Source organism: Candidatus Kapaibacterium thiocyanatum (assembly GCA_001899175.1).
GTDB classification, from domain to species: Bacteria; Bacteroidota; Ignavibacteria; order Kapaibacteriales; family Kapaibacteriaceae; genus Kapaibacterium; species Kapaibacterium thiocyanatum.
In genome coordinates this window covers 238,945-264,745 of record MKVH01000021.1, presented here as the reverse complement: position 1 = coordinate 264,745, position 25,801 = coordinate 238,945, and the positions used below count along the sequence as shown (strand labels likewise).

Below are 25,801 nucleotides of genomic sequence, written 5' to 3'. Positions count from 1 at the left end.
TGGAATGAAGAACGTCTTGGTTACGCTCGGTCTGGTCGTGGCATTGTTCGCAACGGCATGCAAGTCGGACAGCAGCGACAACAACAATCCGACGAGCCCGCAGACGAGCGCCACGAACAGCTTCACGGCCAATGGAGGCGGATACAGCAACACCGTCTTCAAGGGCTTCAACGTCGACTCGGCCGGTATCGCGACCGTCGAAGGATCCGATGGCCTCGTCGTCTTCTCCGGTCTTACGGGCAAGAACAACGAATCCTTCGTTCTGACGCTGATGGTCAAGGACGTCAAGCCCGGTTCGTACACGGTCAACGCGACGGAAGGTAACGCCATGAGCCTCACGATCGCCAACTCCGGTTCTTCCGCGGTGTCCTACTTCGGCGTATCGGGTACGATCACGATCACGGAGTGGGGAGCTATCGGCAGCAACTGCAAGGGTACGTTCACAGGACAGCTCACCGCGCCGCCCAGCCTGACCATGAACATCACCGATGGCAAGTTCAACGTGAAGCACATCGCGACGAACTGAGACGGAACATCGATAGAACGATTCAGGGAACGCCATCCTCCGGATGGCGTTCTTCGTTTCCAGTGTGGACTAAGAGATTGATATTCCATGATTCCTTATGATATTCCGTGATCGTATAACTATATGTTTCTTTAAGTAGTTACCAAGAATCATGTGTTCATTTCGGTTCAATTCTGATTAATAGGGATCAGATTTTCTGTCAGTGTTTTTGCCAGTATATTGGGCCATACAGTTTCACGCCCATCTACCTATAGGTTCTGCGATGAACATTACTTTCTATCTCGACAAGCCCTCAGCAGAGCAAACAACGCTGATGGCCGACGTTACCTTCGGTGGCGAACGGCCCCGCTTCAGTACAGGTCTTTCTCTTATCCCCGCATACTGGAATCATGACAAGCAACAGATACGTGCCGCCGATCCATTGCGCGTTGCCCATCAGCAGCGGCTGGACAGAATTGAAGCCATCGCCAAGGAAGTGTATGAACAGATGGACCTTGAAGCGGTTGGAAGAATTACTACCGAGGCGGATGCGAAGGAGTTCAAGAGACGTGTCAAGGCACGTATCAAGCCGGGTGCAACAGCATCAGCGGCGGGAGCTACGCCGGACCTTATGGGGTACTACGACGAGTTCGTTCGAACCTATACGATTACGACCAGTACCGGGAAAGTGACAATACGGCGACCATCGGATAATACAATTCGTGCCTATGAAAATACTGGCAAAGTTCTACGACAGTATGCTAGTGAACACGGCATGACTCTAACCTTCGATGCCATTGATATGAACTTCTATCGTGGGTTCATGCACTGGATGGTAACGAAGCGGAATTTTCTCGACAGTTCCGCAGGCAATAATATCAAGTGCCTCAAAGTCTTCATGAAGTGGGCGATGGATGACGAGCGGAAGCTCCACTCGAACATTGCCTTCATGAAATTCTACCGGGCAATGTCGGATGAGAATGAGCAAGGGGTTGCCCTGACATTACAGGAGCTACGACTTCTCCGCGATGCCGACCTATCCAGTATCGAGCGTTTGCAGAAGACTCGTGATACGTATCTACTCCAGACGTTCACGGCACTTCGATACAGCGATCTGGAACTGTTGGAGCCCATGAACTACGACTTCAAGAACAAATTCGTTGTCTCGCCAATTAAGAAGACGGGGTCCAAGAATGTCATTATTCCCATGATTCAACCCTGTGAAGACCTTCTTAAGGCACTCCCGTCGCTTCAGATTGAGTTCTATTGCAATTGGCACCAGAATCGGCACCTTAAGGAACTTGGGCAAATGCTTGGTATTGATGCACCCGTCATTGTCTGTAAACATCAAGGTGGCAAGCGCATCGAGACGGTCGTCCCGAAATGGCAACTGCTTACGACACATTCGGCCCGGCGAACCTTTACGACCATAAGTATCGAGGAATTTGGCCTTCCGGAACAGGTCGTATTTCGCGTCACCGGACACAAACCAACGAACAGGGTAGCAGCCCGATACTTCAAAGGAACGAGGGAAGGCATTAAGACCGCCGTCTGTAATGCGTGGGCAGCATTCTAAGGCAACAATTGGACGCCAAAGGCCCCCGGACCGAGTGGTTCGGGGGCCTTTGTTGTTTTCGGGGTGCATTTCGCGCCGCATATGACCCCCTTTCGGGTCATGCCATGCAGAAACGAGGGCAGTTCGGGGCACACGAGGGCGCAAGAGGACGCCGTAGGGCACAGGAGGGCGTGACAGGGCAAATGCGGCCCTTGAGCCCAACGGAAGTGCCTCATTTTTGGGGTAAGCCATCTGACCTATTCACCAAGACTGCACAGAAACTGCACAAGAAATGATGATCTATGACAATCTAAGCTGATCTATGTACATCTATCCGCACGAAATGACACCACGTGACACCTCATGAACTGGTTCAGAATGAATAATTAGTAGACAACGTGTTGTTGACGCTTTTGTGCGCACAAGTTTGCGCACAACTATGTACGCATACTTGCGCGCATACTTGCTACGCCGCTTGGATACTTGCCATTCTCAGAGTTAATATATTCGATGACCTCTTGACCGGAGTGATTCGGTGCCGTAGGTTTGTGTGTATGCCTATGACACTAGACGATCATTTTTGACGTCATCGGCATAATTCACGCCGTGGGGAATGTTGACAACGAACGTACCGCTCATTCTTTTGCAGAAGTATGAATGGGTTTGACCTGCCCATCGAACGCTGACGTACTTCTCTTCTGACAAGACTCGATTCGCGCACTGACTTTCAACAGTGCTATTGCTCCACATACGGTCGGGAGGACTTCCATGTCCATCGATACCACCATCTCAACCCTGATCCAAGGGGTAACCCTACAGGATATTCGCAGCGTCATGCGCGAAGAAATAGAACGTGCGCTTGACGCGCGTGGCTATGGCTCTCCGCAGAAGAAGGACGCGGAGGCCCCTGAATTACTCACGAGACGGGAGGCCGCCAAGTATCTCCGTATCTCCGTCCCTTCCCTTCAGCGTCGTATCCGGGACAAGCACATTGCCTGCGTTCGCATGGGTGCGCGTGTCTTGTTCCGTAAGGGAGACCTTGACGCCTGCCTTCAGTGTAACGCCGATGGGGGTGCAAGCGGTCCTCGGCTACGATTACGTGCTGCACCGCGTACGTCCAGACGCCGCAGCGATAGACCAACGTCGAGGACAGGCCGATGAGGAAGGAAACGAAACGGCATCGCTTCGGACCGAAGCAGCAATGTCCATGCGGCAAATCGCGGAGCTATTGCCCCCTTCTCGATTCACCGGGTGGTGGCGGCAAGTGTCATAGCAGTAAATGTGGTCAGAAATTCTTCCCGCCACAGGAGTCCTTTTCACCGTCACGGACCACCGAACGAAGCCAAGAACGACGTCCGGCCTATCGCGGTTCATACGCCCCTTCCTACATCCACCATACCAGCGCAGCGGACGTTCGTCCGGACATGGATGCCGCTGCATGGGAACACGACCCCTTCACATCCGATACTGATATGACTTCATCCTCTACTACCTTGAATGGCGCATGGCGGGAACATTTCTACCATGACGAGAACAGCAACCTTCTCTACCGCGTCCGCCTCTGGAAGCACAAGAACGGTAAGAAGACCCTTGCCGAGCGATGGAACGGCACAACCTTCGCCGCGACGATGGAGGGCCTTGACCCTGTTCTCTACCGTCTGCCGGGCCTCTTGCAGGGCATTCAGGACGGCAAGCACGTCTTCATCGTCGAAGGAGAGAAAGACGCCGATACGCTTACTGCCTTGGGCCTCGTCGCGACGACGGCAACCTATGGCGCGTGTAAATGGCCGAAGGACCATTCCAGATTCTTTGATGGGGCTGACGTCCTTATCATTCCCGATCTGGACGACGTTGGACGGAAACATGCAGGGATCGTCAAGGACTCCCTTCTGGAGAACGGCTCACCGGCATCTCTCCGGATACTGAACCTGCACGACCTCGACGCCACACTTCCGGAGAAGTCCGACGTTACCGACTATCTGGAACGAGGCGGCGACATTGATACGCTTCTTGCCTACGCAGAGACACTACCCGACGTCGTGTCATACGAGGAAGGGACGTCCGAGACCGAACGTCATCCCGTCGTCCCCAGTGGCATCTACGACCATCTGCCGGAGCCGCTTTCAGGTATCGTGCAGGGCATCGACGATATGGAAGAGCGGTCCACCCTGCTTCTTTCCTGTATCGTGGTGTTCTCGGCAGTGCTGCCTAACGTCTTCTTCCGCTATGGCCGGTACGTCCTCAATGCCCCGCTGTATCTGTTCATCGTCGGCCCGGCGGGGAGCGGCAAGGGGATCGCACGCTACGCGCCCGAACTCGCACAGGTCATCGAGGAACGTCTCGCACGTATCCATGAAGCGAACATGACCCGCTACAATCGGGAAATGGAGGAATACCGCAGGACCGTGCAAAAGCCACCCAGGGGTGTGAAAGGACCCACCACACCACGCAGCGACATGCCCGTGATGCCGGAACGTCGATGCCTTATGGCTCCCGCCGATTCGACGGCACCATCCATCAACCTTCTTCTTGCGGCCAACGGGAGTATCCTCATATCGGACTCCGAAGCTGATACGCTGGCAACGGCCCTTAACAGCGACCACGGCGACCTGTCGCCCACGCTTCGCAAGGCCTTCTCCCATGAGCAGATATCGATCAGTCGTATGCAGGACCGACGCTTTGTCACCTGCGCGCGGCCACGCCTTACGGTCCTTCTTTCCGGCACTCCGAAGCAACTCCTACCTCTCCTCAGAAGCACGGAAAACGGACTCACGTCCCGGTTTCTGTTCCACCTCGTCCGGGGCAAGGATGCCTTCCTCGATCCCTTCGCGAATCACGAGCATGACCTACAAGACACCATCCGCACTGTGGCCCCGGACGTGGACGCCTTGTATGAATTCCTGACATCGTTGCCGGAGAATGCCATAGAGTTCAGACTTACGGAAGAACAGCAGCAGGAATTCAAGATGAGGTATGGCCGCTGGAAGGGTCTTCATGTCGATGAGCATGGAAACATGGTGGGAGCAATTCACCGCCTCGCCGTCAGCGAAATGCGGATTGCCATGATTCTGACGGTCCTACGGCATTGGCAGGCGGAACGCACGGGGATGCCGCGCCTTCTCATTTGCTCGGAAGAGGACTACCGTACGGCATCGGCCCTCAGCGGCTACTTCCTGCAAACGGCGTCAGCGGTTACGGGCTACCTGCCGCGGCAGGTGAATCCGGCTCTTTCGGGACACCGCAGCAGCACGACCGAATGGTATGCGGCCCTGCCCGATCTGGTGTCCACACGCGAAGCGATCGTCCTGGGTGAGCAATACGGGGCCTCGAAGCGGACCGTGGAACGGGCCTTGAAGAATACACTCCTGTTTGAGCGGGATGGCCGAGGCCAATACCGGAAGGCACCCCCGTGAGCATCGGACGCACGGGGTGACGTTACAGAAAATGCCTGTGGCGGTTTGGCGGAAGTGGCGGTTTCCGGGAGAGACCCCAATCCAATGACGTATATACAGAAGTGGTTGTGGCGGTTTGGCGGAAGTGGCGGTTTCTGGGATGGTCCCCAATCCAATGACGCATACAGAAGTGGCTGTGGCGGTTTGGCGGAAGTGGCGGTTTCGTGGCGGGTATTGGGTGGATAGCAGGAATGTCGAAATCAGTGGTTTCTATGGTCTTTTCGCGTGAAAATGGCCTGTTTTTACTCGAAATGGATGCTTTTTGCCGGTTTTCGCGCTCATTCACGGTTCCCGGTCGTTCCGCTATGAAACCGCCACTTCCGCCAAACCGCCACTGGTATTTTCTGTAGCAACACCTATCTCATAGAGCCATCATGTTTGCGGCCAAACCGCCACTTCCGCCAAACCGCCACAGGTACTTTCTACAACAACGATTCGTTCACTATGACGAGGACCTTGCCGCATATCAGTTCCACCATACCCCACCTTCCACGGGGGACAGTACCGCGTTCGCCATATCCGACGCGCGTCGCCGAAGGGGGCCTTCGGCGAGCCTTCCCAACACTATTCCGCCTACCACAGCGGAGAACCTTGTTCACTTCTTTCAGGAACACCTACGATGAGAACTGTTCACACCATGACCGCAGACGAGCTGCGCGAAACGCTCCGTGCTGCCGGATACACACAGGCCGACTATGCTGACCAGCTTGGCCGCTCGGAGTCGTTCGTCAGCAATCTCGTCCGTGGACGTACGCCCGTCCAGCTACGGTACATCCACAGTCTTCGGGAAATGATGGGAAGCGACGTCTTCGATGCCGCTTACCGAAGCGCTCGCCGCTGTATCATGAAGGGCGAGTGCGACCGCGCGGCGGCGCGTCTATCCCGTCGCCTTTCGGGTGGCGTGCGCGTCCGGGTCCTGCTCGGTGGCCAGGACGGATTGGCTGATGGCGACGAGGAAGAGGAACCGAAGTCGAGACGCCCGCGTTCGCTGCACGAGATCGTTACCGCACGGTCAGAAGGCGAATGGGACGAGGATGACAACCTGCAGGATGACGACGACCGGGACGATTCGGATGACGACGAGGATGACGGCGATCCTGACGATAGCTATGAGTATGACGAAGATGGCGACGACGAGGACGACGACGGCGATTCGGATGATGCCGACGATGATGAGTACGAAGCGTGACAGGCGTCTAGTCGAATACTCCCACAGACATATGGCCGCTTCGCACCCGCGAGGCGGCCATTCCTGTATCCGGAATGGGGTCCTCCGGATCGTTGCAATGGGAAAAATGGTGTGTTCTGTCACTATAGAGGCAGTATCACGGACCATCTCGGTATCATCCGTGATCATCGTGGACTATCTGCGCTCACAACACAGTCAATATGCAGCGATTCTCCGCGAACCAACGCGATCAGGAGGGAAAGACCTGCCACAATCCTGCACAAACACGAACACTATCGCACAATATCGCTTACTATCGATCACATTTCGCTTACGAATGACCCGGCGAAGGATCACGAGAAGTCACTATTCAATCCAAAACCGCCATTCTCGTGTATGAGGACGCCTGTTTCGTGAAGGATACCCGGTTAGTGCCTTCGCAGGTCTTCACAAGCGCGCGAACAATGGATGAAATGGCCTCAAATGTGCCCTATGACGTCTCGATCAAGGGCATGTGCGTGCCGTGAGAGGTGTTTTCGGTCTTCATTTCCCGCCACGGACGGAATAGGTGAGCGGTTTTCTTGCATTCGAGCGAGATGTCCATGCCCGGCATTCGGTCCAAGCAACACGTAGGTAAGGTCTACGGGCCAGATAGTTCAGCTTTGGCCGTGTAGATGGCGGGGTATTTCCTGCATGACAGGTGTGCCGCTGCACGAATACCTGACGCCCACGGACAGGCTTAGCGCAGAACAACAATAACAAACCCACATGCGACCCACATGTGGGTTGGGTGAAATAGGCTATTCCTGCCCATGACATACATGTCCCGGAAAATGATGGGAGCAGCCTGACGGTAGTAGATGCGTAGATGAAGATACTACGTCTCTGGCATCATGTGAACGACGATCATCGGGTGATCGCCGATGCCCGGCTGTATGATGGGTAGCCCCGGCTTGGATGATCATAAGACCGCGCGCGCGTCTAGCGTACAGGATGGCCCGGCCATACGCACTATCCCCATACAGAAAACCCGCGTGGCAGTGCCATGCGGGTTTCTGCGATCAGGGCTGCTCTGTACGCGCGCACGCGTCCGCCGAGTGCGGTGGCGGGATGGAAGCTGTGAAAGGGGAGTGTCGCAGACAGGTGGTCTGAAGCAAATACCAGAGCAAGTCCGCTGGCGACCAGCCTATTCCTTCAACAGGATCACGCATTTGACACTGATGTCTTTCTCGGATGGTACGTGCGGTCCAACAACGATCGATTCCGAAGTATAGGGGCGCGTATCCGTCCAGTTATGCCTCGATGAATAGGTGACGTGGTAGAGGCATCGATTAGCAATGCTGTCAGTCATGGAGAGGACCAGTTTTCCTGTCGTTACCGTATCCCATTCGGGGAGACGGTGTACGATGATTCCGGAACTGTTTCCTCCTGTTGGTTCAGATGACCCATTGCTTACCGACAGCCATTCGACCGTATTCCGTACGGTATCCATCATCAACATTCCGCGTGTGGTGATCCCGTATGGAAGCCCGTGATCGTTGAAGTCATAGAGATACTCGAAGGATGAATCGGTTGTCGTCCATGACGTGGGCATGGCTGGTTCAGGTCTATTTGCGATACCGGACCATGCTCCGAATGAGTACGATCTGGATGTAGTATCACGTCCTCCATTACTGCCAGAATAGTACCGCACAAGAGGTGCGGACGCTGTTAGAACGACGGTATGGATCCGATGCCACCATGGAAGCAGGTCCATCACGACGGATACATTCGTATCGGTCGCTGGAACGGGAAGGACGACGGTCGTTGGCGCATATCCGTCTCGCCATGCCGTCAATGTGACCATTGGTGTGCCCATGATCATGCCGTCGGTCTTGTCTTGTCTATGCTTTGCTGCCGGCGTGGGGACGACATAGACGAGACCGTAGTCCCTGTGCCATCGCATTCCGGATGCGCATGGGGCCTGCTCGATACGGGCCACGAAACGACCACGGACGTCATAGAGATCAGCGGTCTCCATCGATGCCGATAGGCCGCTCGAAGGAAGCACCGATGTCATGGTGGGAAGCACGAGGACCGAATCCTTCGTCGTATATCGCACGTGGAGGTCCGGACATTCGACGTGAATCGAATCAGCAGTGAGCAGCTTCCCATCCATACTACGAACACAGGTGACGGCAATCTCGGCTGCCGTCATTGTATGCCCGCCTAGAGCAATACAAACGAGGAACAGGATACCCTTCATGATTCTGCCTCCATGATCATGTCTACGATCAGGTATTCGAAATGGTCAGTGATACAGGTATCAATCCATGCTGTTCTATTGATGTGTGGAGCCTACCCAACATCGGAAGGCCCCACAATCAACATACGACGTATCGTTTACTTCACGACGGTGAACTTGCCCGTTCCGATGGTCACAGGCAGTACCCCACCATCCATCCTGACCCGTACGCTGTAGACGCCGGACGGCAGGCCCACGACGTCCACGGCCTCATGGGATGCCACGGTAGTCGTCATGACGACATTGCCGAGTGCGCCTACGATGTCCATCGTGAGGGTACGACCTTGGATGCCGGATGACGCTGGGCCGCCCACGATGATCGTTACCCGCTCACGGGCTGGATTCGGATAGATATGCAGTCCTTCCGTCGTAGCGTCGGTCCCGCGCATGGCGTTGAGGTCGATGATACGAGCGGCTTCGGCGGTCTTGCCGAAGGACTCCTTCTCCGGCGTGATGTCGAGGTCTTCCCGGAAGATGCCGCCGTCCCCGGTGTACTTCATCCGGAGACGATAGATCTTCTCGTCGCCACCTGTGAGGTAGAAGAGCGACCGTGCCGGTGCATCGGGCTTGCGCTGGTCGGCTTCGGCAAGACCCATACGGACGCTACGCATACTCCGGAAGTCCGTCATTGTCCTTCCACCCACGAGTGGTACGTCAGGCTGCACTTCCTCGATGGACACGTCCACGTTTCCACGCATTCCGCCCGTGGCGACGAGCTTCATTTCATCCACGTCACCTACGGTGAAGGATTCCGTGACAAGGTCCGTGACGGGCTTCGTCATCGACGCCATTTGCCAGGCATAGTCCATGCTGCCGCCATACCCGTTCGGCATGACGTCGTCATAGACAGGCCGGAAGGAGAGCGTCCGGCCGTCCGCCAGCACGGCGCGGGCCGTGAGTTTCCTGCCCTGCACTTCGACACCACCGGAAACGACGGGCTCTTCTTCCTGGGCGTCCGTCACCTTGTAGAACTGCTCGGCCGAGGCGACGAGCTTCGGGGCGTTGTCGTTCGTGTATTGGAGGATTCTTCGTACCGATTGGATGCCGATGGGCGTGTCTTCCCGTTGCCGCATGGCAAGGTGTGGCCACGGTCCGGGTGCCCGGAGATAGTCCACGTCGAGAAGTACTGTCGGCGGCGCGGGGACGCCCGGCATTCTCCGCACCATGATCTGCTGTCCCCGGATATTCGGGAACTGCCGATGTCCGGTCCAGTAGCTGGCGTAGCTGTACTGCTTCTGCGCATACAGATCGGAGAAGTTCGGAGTGTCGAGGACGCTGTAGTTCACGATCACGGCCGAGTCCGAAATGTTGCCCCTCACGATATGGAGACTGTCGCCGTAGGTGATGAGGCTGTCATCCACGACACCTTGCCACGTGAGCGAGTCCATACGCACGCTGCCATTGGTGATGACAGGATGGAAGAGACTGTTGCCCAGTGAGTAGGTCGTATTTGTCCACCAGTAGTGGAGTTCATCCAGCCCGAAGCCTTGCATGTCGATGAGGTGATTGTACTTGATCCTGTTGCGGGTCTCCCACGGACTGTATTCCGACCACGCCACGGTTTCGTGGTTGTAGCGGTAGAGTCCGTTCGGCGAACCGTCCGTGTCCCGAATGAACATCGACATGGTGTCGCGTTGCAGGGACCGGAGAACGACGGGTGTCTCGGCCTCGTCTTCCGGCAAGGCCCCGCCGATGACGGCGATGGAATTGGGTCCGTCGCCGGGAATGGTCGGCGGCCGTCCGGGAGCGTAGGACATCGGCGCGAACAGCGGCAGCATCCGGCCGATGGCCATGCCGAGACCCGGAACGAGACGTGTGTAGCGGATATGGCGGTTCATGGTGCCTTCTTCCCATACGAGCGTGGCATCGGTCCTGCCCTGGGCGATGTTCGAGTAGACGTTCAGGGACGGATACCGGGGCGCACCACCGTCGATCATGATGGTATCGATGATGTCGTCGTGGGCATAGTGCCATGTGATGGTCGGCGTAGGAATGGCGGTGATGGCGTTGGCCGCCGGGAACCAGTCGAGACCAGTGCTTTTCGTTCCTGCGCCGATACCGGCACCGACGGCAGACCACGCATAGTACATGCGTCCCTCGGCCGACGCATTGATGACGGGCGTACCCCACCGGGCAAGGGACTTCAGGGTATCCATACCGCCGTCATGCGGGCCACCCTTGCCGATGATGACGAGCGACTTGCCATTGGCATCGAGAAGCGCGGGATTCAGGACAGGGTTGTCGAGAAACGCATTCTCGACGATATGGGCGAAGTTGAACTTGAACCCTGTCGGTATCCACTCGTCTTCGCATGTGTAAACGATGTGGACCTTCGGTCTGTTGGGGACGACTTCACGCACGACGATGCTCGGGAAGCCGCACGAGCAATCCTTCTGCGGATTCGTCATGGGCGGCACGTTCGCGAGGTAGGCCACGGGGTTGACGTCGTAGTAGAGCGTCCGGTTCAGGCCGTCCGTATTCTGCACGCTCGATGTCGTGAGGCGACTGAGGCGGATGGGCGTCTCCCAATCGAGGCCGGAGACGAGCGGAAGACTATCACGGTGATAGGCTTTCGACCGCTGATAGTAGACCGTCCACGGTCCCGTGCGCATGGGATCGGTGTCCCGGCGATGGAAGACCGCGTGGTAGCGAATGCTGTCCGTATAGCCACTGAAGTCGGCCTTGGGAATCCGGTAGGCGACCATCTTGTTCTGCGTCGAAAAGGCGAGGTATCCAGTATTCGTCGTGTCGATGGCCTGAAGGCGTTTGATCCGGAAGAACCGTACGTCGCCGGGGCGGAGGTCGAGCGCGAGATTCGACTTGCCGTTCACGATGGTGTCGAGCGTGAGCGCTCCGTCGTAGGCTGGACGCAGCTCACGTACATGCAGAAGGTAGGGCTTCGTCACGTCAACGGTGTAGTTGAGGGGAAGCGTGATCCGCCGGGCACCCACCTGCTGGTACCGGAGGTCCGGACGACTGCCGCGCGTCAGCGTGTCGTGTTCATAGGAGGTAATGAACTGGACTGAGTCCGGCATGGCGTTGTTGAAGAGGAACGGCGACGTTCTTCTGTTCGTGATACTGATGATACAGTCTTCGTCCGAAGCGCCTGTTTCAGCCGTGTCGAGAAGGACGATGTCATAGAGCCGTTCGGCTTCCGGTTCCGTTTCGAGGCGAAGCGTCGTATCGGCGTTCGATGTCCGCGCCCACCGCTGCATCCCCACGACACCTGAATAGGCGGTAACCCACTGGCGAAGACGCGTCGTATCGCCGCCGATGAGGGTGCGGTAGCCGTGGCCGTACCATCCGACGGGTCTGGACTTCATGAAGAGTTCGGCGTTGGAGATGTCCGTGCTACGCTTGAAGCGCGTCACGGTGTCGGTGACGAGATCGTGCCACCACTTCGTTTCCCACCGTACGGACAGGCGTCCTGCGTAGACCTTCTTCGTGACGTCGCCGGGTATGATTCGGTCCAGACGCATTTCCGATGCAAGCGTCGTAAACGGTGTCCAGTCGTTGATATTAATGCGCTCACCCACCGTGTAGTAGTCTCCGCCGATATGCTCGGAGAGCAGGAGGTCTTCCGGGGTGACGCTGCTCGTCGTATCCATGACGAAGGACGTCGGATCCTCGGTGACATAGCCGGGGAAGTAGGAATCCGAAATGATGTTCTCACTACCATACTTGTCCGGTGAACGCACGGAATCCGGATGCGGGATGAGATAGTCGGGGCTGTCCTGATACTTCCATTTATCGTACATGAAGCCGCGTGTGCCGAGATTCAGGGCTGTCCCGTGTCCGAGGCGTACGGACTCGCCAATGAGAGGCTGGAAGTTGTTGTACCGGACGTATGCCCGGCCGCTCGAATCATACCCGAACTTGGGATCGATATGGTAGAAGAAGTTCATCCAGAAGTTCTTGCGCTTGCCGAAGTAGTAGGCGGCATTCTGGTACATGTTCACGTAGACGGAATGCTCCTGCATGGCAGCGGGGCCGACCTGGGACATGTTCGAGTGCATCATGTCTTCGTAGGCCGTAAGGCTCGTGAAGTCGAAGGGCGTCGTCGGGAAGGGCAGGGCAAGCTGCGCCCATGTACCCGTCGTCTTGGTAGAAATGTCCGTCTCGAATCGGCGATAGGGGGCATTGTCTCCGGTCCAGAGGAAGCCCGATTTGATGCTCATGATGGGCGATGGCACGGGCATGGTCGCCGTCCGAATCTCTTCGCCCACACTACCGCGCGATATGTAGGGCGCGGATGTTGCCCGTGTCGGCTGCGTGAGACCTGCCGTCCACGGGAACTTCGTCGGGAACCCCTGCATCTTCTGCCGGCCGTACTCCGTGACGGTGTTCCCGACCGCGAAGCGGCTTCCGATGTATCCCGTTTCGGACGTGAGACGTCTGTCAAGGAATTCGGCTTTGTAGCGCATACCCAGAAGCTGGTCCATCTCGAACTCGTCGTTCGTGTAGAAGGCAAGAACGCGGGTATGGCGACCGATGCGGCTTCGGAGTGTGTCGATCTGGATTTTGATTCTGACCCTGTGATCCTCGAACTTCGAGGCCCAGAGACTATCATGATAGCCGGAGGTGGCGCGTTTGGTGATGGGGGTGAGAAGCGATGCCGAGCGGATGGCGACGGCGGAATTGCCGTGATACCATACCGTGATACCGAGGGAGTCGATAGCACGGTAGCGTTTGTTGGCAGGTGCTGACGTACCGACTATTCCCAATGTCGAGTCATGTTCGAAGAAGGCCGGATAGTCGGTGACGCCGCTCTTCAGCATGTGGGGGCGACGCGTTGGTGCGCCAAAGAGGTCGTCCATGATCGTATCCGTTCTGAACTCTGCGACGATGGTAACGTCGGGGCCGCCGGGATCGCTGTGCCTCGGCAGCATGCGGCGCGTGATGACGATGGAGTCCGTAAAGCCCGCCGGCGCACGGGTCTTCATCTCCAGACCACGGCCACGTGGAAGCGCGAAGGTACTGTCCTTCGTATTCCACGGCACAAGGGTGAAGGGCATCTTGAAGCGATCTGAACGGAAGTTTGGATTCGTATCCTGCTGATCTTTCCAGCGCAGTTGATACGGGACGGTGATGGACACCACGGGCTGATCATCAAGAATCGTATCCGTGGCGTCCGTACGGCGAAGATTGACGACAAGCTGAAGCCTGCGGCCGTCGGTCGAATCCTCATAGTAGGTATACGACCATGTGCCGCCTGTGTTCGTGCTGTCCTTGGCGAACTTGAAGCCGAGGTAGTTCTCCCACTTCACCTTCGCGCGGACGCGGTCGTCGTAGTACCACATGCGCATGAGATTCCTCGGCTCGACGGAATCCAGAACGCGCACAGGATTCGAGGGCATTCCCGCAGGGTCAAGTTTGAAGCGGCGGTAGTTCACGTCACTCGGCGACGATGGTACCGTGCCATGATGCCGGGCTCCGAAGGATAGCGGCCATGCGTCGGCGTCACGCGCCTGCCAGTCCCGGTTATCGATACCGGGATTCTCGGCAGGCTCCCACCGCATTCCATACCAGTTGACGCGGAAGATTTCGCCGATCCACCCTTCCGTCGTGTGCATGAGGGGCGCGGCCCATACGACATAGTTCGTGTCCTTGTAGCCCTTGCCGAGTTTGTAGAGTTCCTTTTCGTTGAGGTGCAGGTAGCCCCAGTTCCCACCCGTTACGTTCATCTTGAAGGCCGTGTTGATCTTGTCCAATGCAGCCCCGCCCCACTGATGACCAAGGGCAAAGGTCGGTACGCTTGCGGAGAAGACGTCGCTGTTCCAGTAGTTCGGTTTGTACGACTGAAGCGGCGCGGGAATGATGGTGTTCTGTGCGGTGAGCGTGCTGGCGATACATACAAATGCGGCGGCCAGCACCATGATGGTGCGTGTAGTGTTCTTCATGACGGATGCTCCCGTTACCGAATGAGGTTGATGGTGTGGAGAGCGTCGCCCATGCGAACGCGCAGGTAATAGGCTCCGCGCGGGTACGTGCGAAGCAGGGGGGCTAGATCGATGCGGCTCATGCCTGCCGGATATTGCTGCTGCGTAAGCAGGACGGCTTCGCGCCCTTCGATGCCCACGATATGAGCGGATACGGAGGCTGGTTGCACCAGCGAGAGTTCCAAGACGTCGCCTGTCATGCGGGCAGACGACATGATCTTTGGAGGAACGGGATCGTCGTCAACGGAAACGGCGGGGTCAAGCGTATAGAGAGCGACAACACCATTGTCTACAGGGCCGCCTGTCATGACAAGGTCCGGTACGCCGTCACCTGTCTGGTCATTGATGGCCGTCATGCCTTCCAATCCCTGTAGTCCCGATCCCTTTACAATCCATCGTGCGAACGGCTGGCGGAGATTGTTGGCGTAGAAGAAAAGACCGTTGATGCGAACGACGGGGTGGTCCGTGCCGAGGCTATAGCCAAGGTCATGTGCTATCGGACCAGCGTCTTTTGGTATTACCTGCTCGACCGAGATGAATTTCCCATTCGTGATGTCGAATCGCTCCAGCACCCACGGTCCTGTCGTACTGAGACGATGGAACATGACAAGCCAGTCCTTCTTCGCAAGCGTGTCTGCGACCGACGCGCTGAATCCCAACGGATCGTCGTCGAGCGACGTGCAAGGGCCGTGCAGAGAGTCACGCTTGACAGCGCGGAACTGCACCCGACCATCCTGCCGGAAGATGTCCATGTCGTAGATGACCAGCCATGTCGATAAGTCATTATCGTTTCGCTCGTGCTGGACGACGCGCCATTTCCCGGTGGCCGAGCGGAAGAAAGCTTGGGCGTAGCGGTTGTCCCTACTACCGAATCTGTCGATGGGAAAGACCCGCGCACAGCCCTTGCCGGACTGCGGGCCGCCCATGATGATACGGCATGTCTTGTTATCGCCGGCAATGTCCGCAACGACGTCGAGGAAGCCGTCTCCATCAACGTCGGCACTGTAGGCGGCATTTAGAAGAGTATTTGCCCCTCCCCAACAATCTGCGCCGATGGTATCGATGGGGACCATTTGCGTGATGTCTCCGGTTCCCTCACACCGAAAGGTGATACCATTATGATTGATGTACTCATGAGGCGGAATACCATCGTAATCAATCGGCTTGGCATACAGTGCTGGCCAGGCTCCCACGGATATTGTCGTATCCAGTTTCGGGCGGGTCTTCCAGAACGCGCCCCGTTTTGTCGAAGCAATGAGCAAGATGTCACTGCCTTCTTGTCCGCAGAAGTTCGGAAAGAACGTGGGTGCGCCCATCGAGCCGCCAAAGACATTCTTCCACACAACAGTCATCGTACGCGTCTGCGACGTGTCGATGGGCTCTTGTCCCCATGCGGGGAATGACGACAGGGCCAGAAGCCCCGCGCACACCCCAGTGGATACTATCGTAGTCAACATTCGCATGTCTACTCCCAATCTACAGTATTGATGGAAATATCCGCAGGGTAACCCGTTGCAGGCTCCCTGCCACCGAATTGCTTCGTTCTCCCCGGTGCATGTCCGGCATGGTGTGGCCAGACGGTACGCCGCTCATCCCTAGCGATTCATGCCATGTATGTACTATCGGTGGCTACGACCGTGAGCGGTACGGGCGCAACCTAGCACATGACCAGCTATGCGTCACCTTAGCAGAACCTTGACTGGTACGACGCCGAACCAGTCTACGTACGCGGTTCACCCTGTGATGCTGAGAACCTTGCTTGGGGACAGACGCAGGTACGGAGTGCGCTGAAGGAAGCGGGAGATGTCAGTGGTTGTATGTGCCCCATAACGCCCCGTGCGGGTGAGGTTCCGATGTCTTGTGATTGGTCCGCACGGGGTGAAAGGGGATAGTGGGGTAGGGGTAGTGTAGATTGCGGCAGACTGAGCCATTCAACAACGACGATCAATTCATGGTCGAGCATGGTAAATCCTCGCTCGCTGTTGCTGTATATTGTGGTCTCGTCTGGACATAGCTTCGCCATGCTGCAAAAGATTTGCAGAAATCGAAACCTGATTGCATACCTGCAATATAGTTGCAAGTGTGCAACTATGGCGCAAGATATAAGAACCGGGGAAGTAAATGCAAGGACTTTTTGATGTCGAGTAAAATTCCCCTGAAGCTGAGGATGTTTCTTGAAGTAGCCTATGGTGGCCAAGTCAAGGATATGGCTGATGCTTTGAAAGTAAGCAAGTCAACGGTCTATCGGTGGCTGGATGGCAAGGACATCAGCACGACCTTTCTTTCCGACTTGTTGGAATTGGGGCTGGATATATCGTGGCTGGTGGACAGGAACGACTTCGACATGTCTCGAATGCTCGCCGACAATGATAGTGGTCGCCGTCTACGGGAAGAACATTTCGATAGACTGAAGAAATAGTGCAGGTGTCGAGAAGCGCGAAGGGGCAGTGTGCCGGAACAGACGTACTAGTGTAATACGCTCGTTCTCTGTATCTAGGGTATGATATGGAAATTCGCAATCATGGGCAGGTCATTATTTGATTTGTCGTAGTGCCCCGGTTGGTATATTGGCCCAATCAACGAAAAATATTTTTCTGTCAGTAAAATTGTCGGGAAAACCGAGTCATTTTTCGGTAACACATTGTTTCTATACAACATACAGAGATTTTCCAATTTCCAGTGTGGGAACACACAATATCGTGCGACGACGAGCCGTCATCGTACGGTCGATCACGACCATCAAGGGACAACATGAGCCGTATTCCATCGCTGATTGTCGTGCTGGTCCTCTGTCATATCGTCGCCGTGCGTGCATCCGTACCGGCGATATCGCTGTCGCAGCTCGAGGACCGGATCGAGGCAGCCGGGGACACGACGCTCGTCATCAATTTCTGGGCGACGTGGTGCAAGCCGTGCGTAGCCGAGCTCCCGCACTTCGACAAGGTCAGCAGGAGCATGGAGGCCGACGGGGCGAAGGTCAAGGTCATTCTCGTCAGCCTTGACAGCCCGAAGGATCTGGGGAACAAGGTAGAGCCCTTCGTGGTACGCCGTGGACTGCATCCCGACGTCGTCCTGCTCAACGAGGCCAAGGCCCATCTGTGGATCGACAGGGTCGATCCATCATGGAGCGGCGCCATTCCGGCCACACTCATCGTGAACCATGCGGCGGGCAAGCGCGCCTTCCACGAGCGTGAGTTCACCTACAAGGAATTGCAACAGACCATTCAGTCATTTCAGAAGGGACTTCGATGAAGATGTTCGCATCCATGCTGCTCGGCGTCATGATGTCGCTGGTGATGTCCGTACCATCGGCGACGGCCGCCGATCTGCCCGATGGAGTCAAGGTAGGAGACCAGGCTCCGGACTTCCTGCTCAAGAATGTCGACGGCAGGATGGTCGGCCCGCGTTCGTTTCTCGAAGCGAAGGGACTGATCGTCGTCTTCACCTGCAACCACTGTCCGTATTCGGTGAAGTACGAAGACCGCATCATCGACCTGCACAAGAAGTACGCTGCCAAGGGCTATCCCGTCGTCGCCATCAATCCCAACGATCCCAAGGTCTCTCCGGAGGATTCCTTCGAGAAGATGAAGGTGCGTGCGGAAGAGAAGAGCTTTCCGTTCCCGTACGTGTTCGACGAGTCGCAGCAGACGGCACTCAAGTACGGTGCACGCCGTACGCCGCACGTCTTCGTGCTGAACCGTGTACGCACGGGATGGGCCGTCGAATACATCGGAGCGATCGATGACAATCCCGACGATGCTGCCGCTGCGGGAGACAAGTTCGTGGAAGCTGCCGTCGACGCCCTGCTGGCAGGGAAGAGCCCGGCGATGAATTCCACCAAGGCCATCGGCTGCACCATCAAGTGGAAGAAATAATAGAATACGAAGCACGGATCTTCGTCGTGATATCGGATGCCTCACCCTCGGGGCATCCGATTTTTTCTTGCAGGTGGTGCCGGCTCTCTTCGTATCTTTGGTGAACAGTTGCGCCGGTAAGGTTTCTCTCGATCGCAGGGATGCTGAGTCCTGAACCAGCATCCGACGGATACCGGCGATATACCCTCCTGCAAGAATCAACAATGTCGGGCCTGGATCCCAGGCCGGATCCCTCCAAAAGGGACATCGTCACTATATGACTGCGAGCGGAACGCTCCTCATCGTATCCACTCCGATCGGGAATGCGGACGACATCACCCTACGTGCGATCAAAGCTCTGGGCGCGGCCGATACCGTCGTGTGTGAAGAGGAAAAGGAAGGCCAGCGCCTCCTGAGGACGCTGGATCTCGAAAAACCATTACTGCTGCTGAACGAACACTCGAACGACGATGCCATCGACGACGTCGTCGCCGAACTTCGTGAAGGCCGGCAGGTCGCCCTCATCAGTGATGCCGGTACGCCGCTGCTGGCCGATCCGGGACACAGCCTCGTTCGTAGATGTCTGCAGGAAGGAATCGGTATCGAAGTCGTCCCCGGTGCGTCGAGTATCCTCACCGCAATCGTACGCAGCGGCTTCGATACGGCATCGTTCCTCTTCGCAGGATTCGTACGGCGCGGCGAGGAAGAACGGATCGAGGATCTCAGGGCATTGTCAGCAGAACCCAGGACCGTCATCCTGCTCGAAGCCCCGTACAGACTACGGCAGCTTCTGTCTTCGGCGGCGGTCGTGATGCCGGAGCGCCCGACCTACGTCGGCTGCAACCTTACCATGCCGTCGGAATCGCATCATTACGGTACGGCCGCGGCACTGGCCGAAAAGTTCACGGAAAAGACATTCAAGGGCGAGTTCGTGGTCTGCTTTCAGGGCACTGCGGCCGCCGCACAACAACATACCAATATCGCTATGCCTCAACAAAAAGGCCGCCCGCGCAAGGACAACAAGCAGGGACGGCGTCGTGACGCCCGGAACGATTCCCGGCAGCCTCTCACGAACGAATCAAGGCCGATCAACGGCCGGCCGGCCCGACCGACCAAACCGGAAATGGATGATGACGGTTATCCCTACGTAGCTCCCTCGTCCTACGACCCGCGTACCGGCTTCGGTGGCGGACCTTCACAGTATGACCAGTCGCCCAACCGTCCGCACCGGCAGGAAGGCCGTTCCCGACAGGGTGACGGACGCCGCGGTGCACAACAGGGCGGAGGCCCTGCTCAGGGAAAAAGGAATGGATACGAAGGCGGTGGCCGCAACGGTGGTCCCGGAAGTCGTCAACAGGGTGAGCGCAGCAACCGCGGAGACCGTCCGCAACGAGGCCGCCCGCCACAGGATTACGGACGTGACAGTCGCGATAACCGCGACAACAGGGATGGCCGGAGTGCCGACCGGAATGGCCGTCCGCAGGGCGGAGGACGCCCCCAGCAGAACAAGGGACGTACCCAGGCCGGAGCTGGAGTCAGTGGCGGACGTCAGGGCGGCAAGGCCGCATCGACAGGCCGCCCGCAGGGTAGTGCAGGGGGAAGCCGTCGCCCGCAAGGCGGACCAGGACCGGGACGCTCCCAGTCCGCAGGCCGCCCGCAAGGACCTGGTGGTCGCCAGCAGAAGAATGCACGTCCGCAGCAACGCGGCGCCAATCGTCCGTACAATCCGCAGTTCGACCCCAACTACGATCCGCAGTATGCTTCGGGATATCCCGACGACCGTAGTGGACGTGGCAACCGTGCCGGTGGACGCAGCTATGGCGGCGGCCGCGCGGCAGGTGGTCCAGCCAAGCGAAGCCGTGCCGCCGGTAACGGAGGTTTCCCGCCGGTAAAGAAGCGTGCAGTGGCGGACGAACGACGTACGAAGGTCTATACGTCCGAGATGTTCATCAAGTCCGATTTCACCGAACAGAAGAAGCCTACCGAACGGAAGATGCGCAGCCGTCGCAAGCGCCCTGAGTCCGAAGATTGATCGCTGCTCCCTCCTGCCGATCCATTGCCGGATCGGAACAGGAATGGGAGACGATCGAACGTATTTCCGGCCGACCCCGGCCGTGAGGGCCTTCTTCGATGATCGACTTCTGCCGCAACGTCAGGGCAGAACGTCGATCTGCGTCCGCAACTGATCATCCAGCGTTTCACGGCGTCTGATCAGCGATGCCTTGCCTTCGTGTACCATCACTTCCGCAGGCCTGCAGCGCGAGTTGTAGTTGGATGACATCATGTAGCCATAGGCACCGGCATTCCTGAATGCGAGAATGTCGCCTTCGCGAACTTCATTGAGTTTACGATCCCATCCGAACGTATCGGTTTCGCAGATATAGCCCACGACAGTGTAGATACGTGGTGTGCCTTCGGGATTGCTGACGTTCACGATATGATGGTAGGAGTTGTAGAGCGTCGGACGCAGCAGGTGGTTGAGACCCGAATCGACGCCGGCGAATACCGTCGCCGTCGTCTGCTTGATCACGTTCACGGACACCAGGAACGTACCTGCCTCGCTCACCAGGAACTTGCCCGGCTCGAACCATACTTCCACGGGTGTGCTGCGCGTTTGGTTGAACGCTGCGATGCGGGCCGTGAGCTTCCTGCCGAGATCCTCGATATCCGTCGAGATGTCGTCGGGCTTGTACGGTACCTTGAAGCCGCTGCCGAAGTCGAGGAACTCGAGATTCGGAAACGACTCCGCGATATCGAGCAGGAGTTCCGCACCCTGCAGGAAGACGTCGGCATCGAGGATGTCGCTGCCCGTATGCATATGCAGGCCGTTGACGCGGATGCCGTTCGATGCCACGATGCGCTGGACGTGACGCATCTGATAGATCGAGATGCCGAACTTGGAATCGATGTGACCGGTGGAGATGCGCTCGTTGCCCCCGGCCATGATATGCGGATTCACACGGATGCATACCGGGATACGGTCGCCGTATTCATGACCGAACTGCTCGAGTACGCCGATGGTGTCGATGTTGATGTGGACGCCGAGATCGGCGGCCCGGCGTAGTTCCTCGAACGAAACACAGTTGGGGGTATAGAGGATCTCGTCGGGACTGAAGCCTGCATGGAGACCCAGCTCGACTTCCTGGATCGAAACCGTGTCGAGACCTGCACCGAGAGATTTTATGAACTTCAGGATGTTGACGTTGGTCAGCGCTTTGCAGGCGTACTGGATCCTTACGTCGATGCCGGAGAAGGCCGACGTCAGCCTGTGGTATTGCCGTGCGATGATGGCCGTGTCATACACGTAGACGGGAAGGCCGGCCATACCGCAGATGTCGGAGACCGGAATTCCACCGATCTCGTATTGTCCATTCACGAGGTTCATAAAACGACAGGTGCATTGAAGGGGAAAAGACAAAGTTAATCAGGAAGGGTCATCGGCGGATGATCAGTCGACCTGCGAGTGCCATGCCAGCCGTGCTCACGAGCACGACGTATGCGCCCTGCGGAATCCTGCTCACGTCCCATGTGCATGTTCCGTTCGCCAGGACGGCAGGGCCGGACGAGATCAGACGGCCATCCAGTGCGGAGATGCGTACGTCGGCATCGGCCGATTCCGGTAGCCCGCCGATACGTATCCGCAATGTCTCCAGCGCCGGATTCGGATGGAGCTGCAGTTCGGGTGCCGGCGTCTCGCGCTGTACCTTGATGGGGATCGGTTCGGTGAAGGCATGCCGGAACAGGGGAAGTTGCTGGAAGTAGCGCGGAAGGATATGATTCTCGACCTCGGTGCTCGGTACGCAGAACCACTGTGCGAGGATGGAGGCGTAGATCTGGCGGAAATCGACGTTCCATTTGAGATTGCCGTCGGCGTCGAGATCGCGTACCGATGGGGCCGTGCCGTAGAGTCCACCCCGTACGCCACCCCCGATGAGGAAGGTCGGTGCCGCCGTTCCATGATCGGTACCCGATCCCGTAGGCTCCACGCGACGCCCGAATTCACTGATGGGCATGATGCAGACGCGCTCGTCCTGACCGGACGCCTCCATTTCGCGCTGGAAGGCGAGGACGTTCGTGAACAGTTCGTCGAGCTGTTGGGCATGGACGCGCTGCTGGTCGTGATGCGTATCGAACTGGCCAGCATGGATGATGTAGACCTGCGTCCCGAGGCCCGATCTGATCAGACGAGCCGTGAGTGCGAGTGCGCGTCCGAGATAGCCGTCACCCCGATAGTAGGTATCGACGAGATTGCCCGGAACGTTCTGCAACGCACGGTCGATGGTGCCATGGAACGATGAGCCATGACGCAGGAGTTTCTCTATGGTCGCTTCCAGACGATCCGCCTGCGTTCCGTCGCCGATGCGTATTCCCGCATCGCGTGGAATGCGTGTGCGGTCGTTGTACGGGAAGGCCATGGTGTGATGCCGTCCCTCCGCGAGACGACCGACGACCGATCCGAACTCGATCGCATAGGGTGCATCGGGCAGCGTGACGGGGAAGTCGGGATATCGCCGTTCGAGGAATCGGCCGATGAAGCCGCTGTCGTCGAACACGTCCGCATCGCTGGCCGACAACCAGATGTCGTTGCCCCGGAAGTGCGACAGGTTCATGTCGGGATAGCCGACGCCCTGGACGATGGCGACCTTGCCCTCGAGGTAGAGATCGAGCATCGGACCGAGCGCAGGATGGAAGCGATGATCGTTGTTGCCGGGTATGGGCAATGCCGCCTCGGCAGGAATGGAGAGGTCGTACCGGGACGTTCGGTGTCGGACTCGATAGTATTCATCGTCGTATACGGGGATGATCGTATTCAGCCCGTCGTTGCCGCCGAACATGCGCAGGATGACGAGGATACGATCGCAGTCCCGATCCGGTGTCGTGATATGGCCGAGGCGGCCATCGGAGAAGGCCAGTGCCGAAACGGTGCCGTTCATGAGTCCGGGCAGGGCCAGGCCTGTGGCCGCCATGTGCCTGAGGAAGGTTCTGCGATGCATGACGATGTATCCGGATTAGTGCAATTGATATCTGGGTGAACCGAGAGCGGTGGCGAATCCGAGACGGAGCCTTCGATCCGTCGTCGGATCATCCTGTGCCGCGTACCATTCCGGTGATGAAGCGCCCTGAAGGAATGCGAAACGCAGCGCATCGCATACGTGAGGATCGACGGTATCGAGGAAGAACGAAGCGGTGGCGCGGACGAGGGCTTCGAGGTCCGATGGATCGGCAAGAGATGAGGCAAGTGCATAGGCGTCGTAGGTATAGACATATCTCCCGCCTGCATAGTCCTTGAACTCGACTTCTCCGAGGGCGATACGCCGGCAGAGGTCGATGCGCGTCGGAACGGATGCGGCGCTGAGCCATGCCATACCACCGGCCCAGCCGGATACGTTCGGCGGGTCGTACATGAGATGCCCCATGGACGATAGCCGATCGAGCAGATCGTTCTCGCTCCGTCCGTCGGCGTCGTCCAGATCGGTGATATAGGTCGTGCGTATCGTGCGCAGCGTACCGACGAGCAGATGGATCGGTGATCGGACCAGTCCCATCCTGTATCCGGGTGCGTAGAATTCACCGCTTCGGAAGAGCGTGCGCATCGTCGACCCGATCGACCAGCCGCTGTCGATCAGGTGCTGTGCGAGCGCGTCCACCAGCCGTTCGTCCGGCGATGCGGTGAGGAATTCGGCCAGAATCCTTCTGCAGATATGCCGTGCCACGTGCGTGGGGCGTTCGGTGAAGAGCATGGATACGACGTCGTGGCCGTTCCATGGACCGGTCCTGCCGAAGACGGCCTTGTGCCGATAGTCCCAATGGTCCTTGCGCCATACGGTGTTCCGCTTCCTGTAGAGCGTCCTCACACCATTGCCGTTATCCTTCCAGTACTCGTCCAGCCTCCATCCGCTGAAGGCCCGTGCGGCTTCGGCGACGTCGCCCTGCGTATAGGCGGGTGAGATATCCGATGGAATGCCGAGCGTCTGCAGTTCGAAGAGCTCGCGTGCGTGGTTCTCGTTCACGCCGTCGAACCAGTCATGCCATTCGTTGCGGATACCGTCCAGATAGATCTGCATCGCCGTGCCGTGCGTGATGCCGTCGACCATGGCGCGGAGATCGCCGAGGCAGTTGTCGCGCATGAAGAGGTTCTGATCGAGGACATGCTCGGCGTAGTGCGCACCGTTCATCGACGTCGTGAACAGCATATGCCAGAACAGGACCATGCGTTCCTGTATGGATGTACCTTCGGACAGCATCGTTCTGATCCACCATCGTCGGACATCCCCGTAGCGAAGATTCTTCTCCCTGAAGTATGCATGCCATTCGGGAGCGTCGATCGGTGATACTCCGCTGACGACGTCGTCATGCGTGAGGTGACGATAGCCATCGAAGTCGATCGACAGTGGGTTCAGGATATGGTCGATGGCGTCGTCGAACGGCATCGACGCGAGAACGGCGATCTCTTCGGGTCGTACGCCGATCGATATCCGGCGCAGAAGATGCGCTGCACGGCGGTGATCCCATTGCCCGTGTGGGAGTGATTCAAGCATATGATCGCCTGAATGTATGAGTGATATGCTATTCTACACATCGGCGAGGTGGTGGCCACCTTGACGGAACCTTGATGATGGCGATACGGATATGCCCGAAATCCTTATCGCGACCTGCCTCGTGTCGTATCCATGTACTCATCGTCGACGATGAAGAGCGACAGAATGAATGCGGATGGCGCCGTTCGGCGCACGTGGAATGTCTGCCCTGGACCCTTGTCAGGCCTGATCGTATCTGGGATTCCAGCGATAGGAGGAATGGAATCGATACATGCATGACATGGCTGCCTGTGCCGGAGTTACACGAGTCGACGTATGTGATGTATGGTCTTGATGTATATGCCATGCGACGATGGCCGTAATACCTGTGCGACATTCGGTCGTCGGCGAACCTTTATCCGACCTTGATCGATCGGAACGGAACCGCATTCGTCGATATGTGATTGATGAGGGCGTCGGTGAGAGACGATGCCGGTCGGCGGAATGGTCGATACCTGACGGATAC

Annotated in this window: 14 protein-coding genes; 8 read left to right on the top strand and 6 right to left on the bottom strand. The window is 57.4% G+C overall.

What is annotated here, in order from left to right; all coding sequences use genetic code 11:
* The first annotated feature begins 4 nt into the window (after window positions 1–4).
* The 4 genes from BGO89_07330 to BGO89_07315 all read left to right on the top strand — a co-directional run bounded on the left by BGO89_07330 (window position 5) and on the right by BGO89_07315 (window position 6,701).
* Window positions 5–526: a hypothetical protein gene (locus tag BGO89_07330; GenBank protein ID OJX57774.1), complete on the top strand. Its 522-nt coding sequence runs from the start codon at window positions 5–7 to the stop codon at window positions 524–526.
* 262 nt (window positions 527–788) lie between these two features.
* Complete coding sequence (locus tag BGO89_07325) at window positions 789–2,081, top strand: hypothetical protein (GenBank protein OJX57773.1); 1,293 nt, start codon at window positions 789–791, stop codon at window positions 2,079–2,081.
* Between the two features lie 1,472 nt (window positions 2,082–3,553).
* Window positions 3,554–5,473, top strand: coding sequence for a hypothetical protein (locus tag BGO89_07320; GenBank protein OJX57772.1), 1,920 nt, complete (start codon window positions 3,554–3,556; stop codon window positions 5,471–5,473).
* 676 nt (window positions 5,474–6,149) lie between these two features.
* Entirely contained in the window at window positions 6,150–6,701 is a 552-nt protein-coding gene (locus BGO89_07315) for a hypothetical protein (GenBank protein OJX57771.1), read from the top strand.
* Between the two features lie 1,165 nt (window positions 6,702–7,866).
* On the opposite strand, the gene BGO89_07310 is transcribed toward BGO89_07315, so the two are convergent.
* The 3 genes from BGO89_07310 to BGO89_07300 form a co-directional block, all read right to left on the bottom strand.
* Entirely contained in the window at window positions 7,867–8,838 is a 972-nt protein-coding gene (locus BGO89_07310) for a hypothetical protein (GenBank protein OJX57770.1), read from the bottom strand.
* A 224-nt stretch (window positions 8,839–9,062) separates the two neighbouring features.
* A complete protein-coding gene (locus tag BGO89_07305; protein ID OJX57769.1) occupies window positions 9,063–14,864 on the bottom strand; it encodes a hypothetical protein in 5,802 nt (1,933 codons plus the stop codon).
* A gap of 14 nt (window positions 14,865–14,878) precedes the next feature.
* The gene (locus BGO89_07300; protein ID OJX57768.1) at window positions 14,879–16,360 is read right to left on the bottom strand and encodes a hypothetical protein; all 1,482 of its coding nucleotides are present in this window, start codon (window positions 16,358–16,360) and stop codon (window positions 14,879–14,881) included.
* A gap of 623 nt (window positions 16,361–16,983) precedes the next feature.
* On the opposite strand from BGO89_07300, the gene BGO89_07295 reads away from it, so the two are divergent.
* From BGO89_07295 to BGO89_07280, 4 genes are all read left to right on the top strand, one after another.
* A complete protein-coding gene (locus BGO89_07295) occupies window positions 16,984–17,322 on the top strand; it encodes a hypothetical protein (GenBank protein OJX57767.1) in 339 nt (112 codons plus the stop codon).
* Between the two features lie 332 nt (window positions 17,323–17,654).
* A complete protein-coding gene (locus tag BGO89_07290; GenBank protein ID OJX57766.1) occupies window positions 17,655–18,155 on the top strand; it encodes a hypothetical protein in 501 nt (166 codons plus the stop codon).
* A complete protein-coding gene (locus tag BGO89_07285) occupies window positions 18,152–18,778 on the top strand; it encodes a thioredoxin family protein (protein OJX57765.1) in 627 nt (208 codons plus the stop codon). Before BGO89_07290 ends, BGO89_07285 begins: the two co-directional genes overlap by 4 nt.
* Before the next feature lie 256 nt (window positions 18,779–19,034).
* Window positions 19,035–20,789 carry a 16S rRNA (cytidine(1402)-2'-O)-methyltransferase gene (locus BGO89_07280; GenBank protein ID OJX57764.1) on the top strand — a complete coding sequence of 585 codons (1,755 nt, stop codon included), beginning with the start codon at window positions 19,035–19,037 and terminating at the stop codon, window positions 20,787–20,789.
* Between the two features lie 120 nt (window positions 20,790–20,909).
* On the opposite strand, the gene BGO89_07275 is transcribed toward BGO89_07280, so the two are convergent.
* The 3 genes from BGO89_07275 to BGO89_07265 are packed head-to-tail and all read right to left on the bottom strand — an operon-like array spanning window position 20,910 to window position 25,296.
* Window positions 20,910–22,142 (bottom strand): diaminopimelate decarboxylase, encoded by a 1,233-nt coding sequence (locus BGO89_07275; protein ID OJX57763.1) that lies wholly within the window; start codon window positions 22,140–22,142, stop codon window positions 20,910–20,912.
* A gap of 49 nt (window positions 22,143–22,191) precedes the next feature.
* Entirely contained in the window at window positions 22,192–23,751 is a 1,560-nt protein-coding gene (locus BGO89_07270) for a hypothetical protein (protein OJX57762.1), read from the bottom strand.
* Between the two features lie 15 nt (window positions 23,752–23,766).
* Window positions 23,767–25,296 carry a hypothetical protein gene (locus BGO89_07265; protein ID OJX57761.1) on the bottom strand — a complete coding sequence of 510 codons (1,530 nt, stop codon included), beginning with the start codon at window positions 25,294–25,296 and terminating at the stop codon, window positions 23,767–23,769.
* Window positions 25,297–25,801: the final 505 nt, after the last annotated feature.

Excerpts from the sequence above, each read along its gene's own strand:
- BGO89_07310 (OJX57770.1), bottom strand. The coding sequence starts at position 8,838 with ATGGATGGGAAGCTGCTCACTGCTGATTCGATTCACGTCGAATGTCCG.
- BGO89_07275 (OJX57763.1), bottom strand. The coding sequence starts at position 22,142 with ATGAACCTCGTGAATGGACAATACGAGATCGGTGGAATTCCGGTCTCC.
- BGO89_07330 (OJX57774.1), top strand. The coding sequence starts at position 5 with ATGAAGAACGTCTTGGTTACGCTCGGTCTGGTCGTGGCATTGTTCGCA.
- BGO89_07290 (OJX57766.1), top strand. The coding sequence starts at position 17,655 with ATGAGCCGTATTCCATCGCTGATTGTCGTGCTGGTCCTCTGTCATATC.
- BGO89_07315 (OJX57771.1), top strand. The coding sequence starts at position 6,150 with ATGACCGCAGACGAGCTGCGCGAAACGCTCCGTGCTGCCGGATACACA.
- BGO89_07325 (OJX57773.1), top strand. The coding sequence starts at position 789 with ATGAACATTACTTTCTATCTCGACAAGCCCTCAGCAGAGCAAACAACG.
- BGO89_07305 (OJX57769.1), bottom strand. The coding sequence starts at position 14,864 with ATGAAGAACACTACACGCACCATCATGGTGCTGGCCGCCGCATTTGTA.
- BGO89_07280 (OJX57764.1), top strand. The coding sequence starts at position 19,035 with ATGACTGCGAGCGGAACGCTCCTCATCGTATCCACTCCGATCGGGAAT.
- BGO89_07300 (OJX57768.1), bottom strand. The coding sequence starts at position 16,360 with ATGTTGACTACGATAGTATCCACTGGGGTGTGCGCGGGGCTTCTGGCC.
- BGO89_07285 (OJX57765.1), top strand. The coding sequence starts at position 18,152 with ATGAAGATGTTCGCATCCATGCTGCTCGGCGTCATGATGTCGCTGGTG.
- BGO89_07270 (OJX57762.1), bottom strand. The coding sequence starts at position 23,751 with ATGCATCGCAGAACCTTCCTCAGGCACATGGCGGCCACAGGCCTGGCC.
- BGO89_07265 (OJX57761.1), bottom strand. The coding sequence starts at position 25,296 with ATGCTTGAATCACTCCCACACGGGCAATGGGATCACCGCCGTGCAGCG.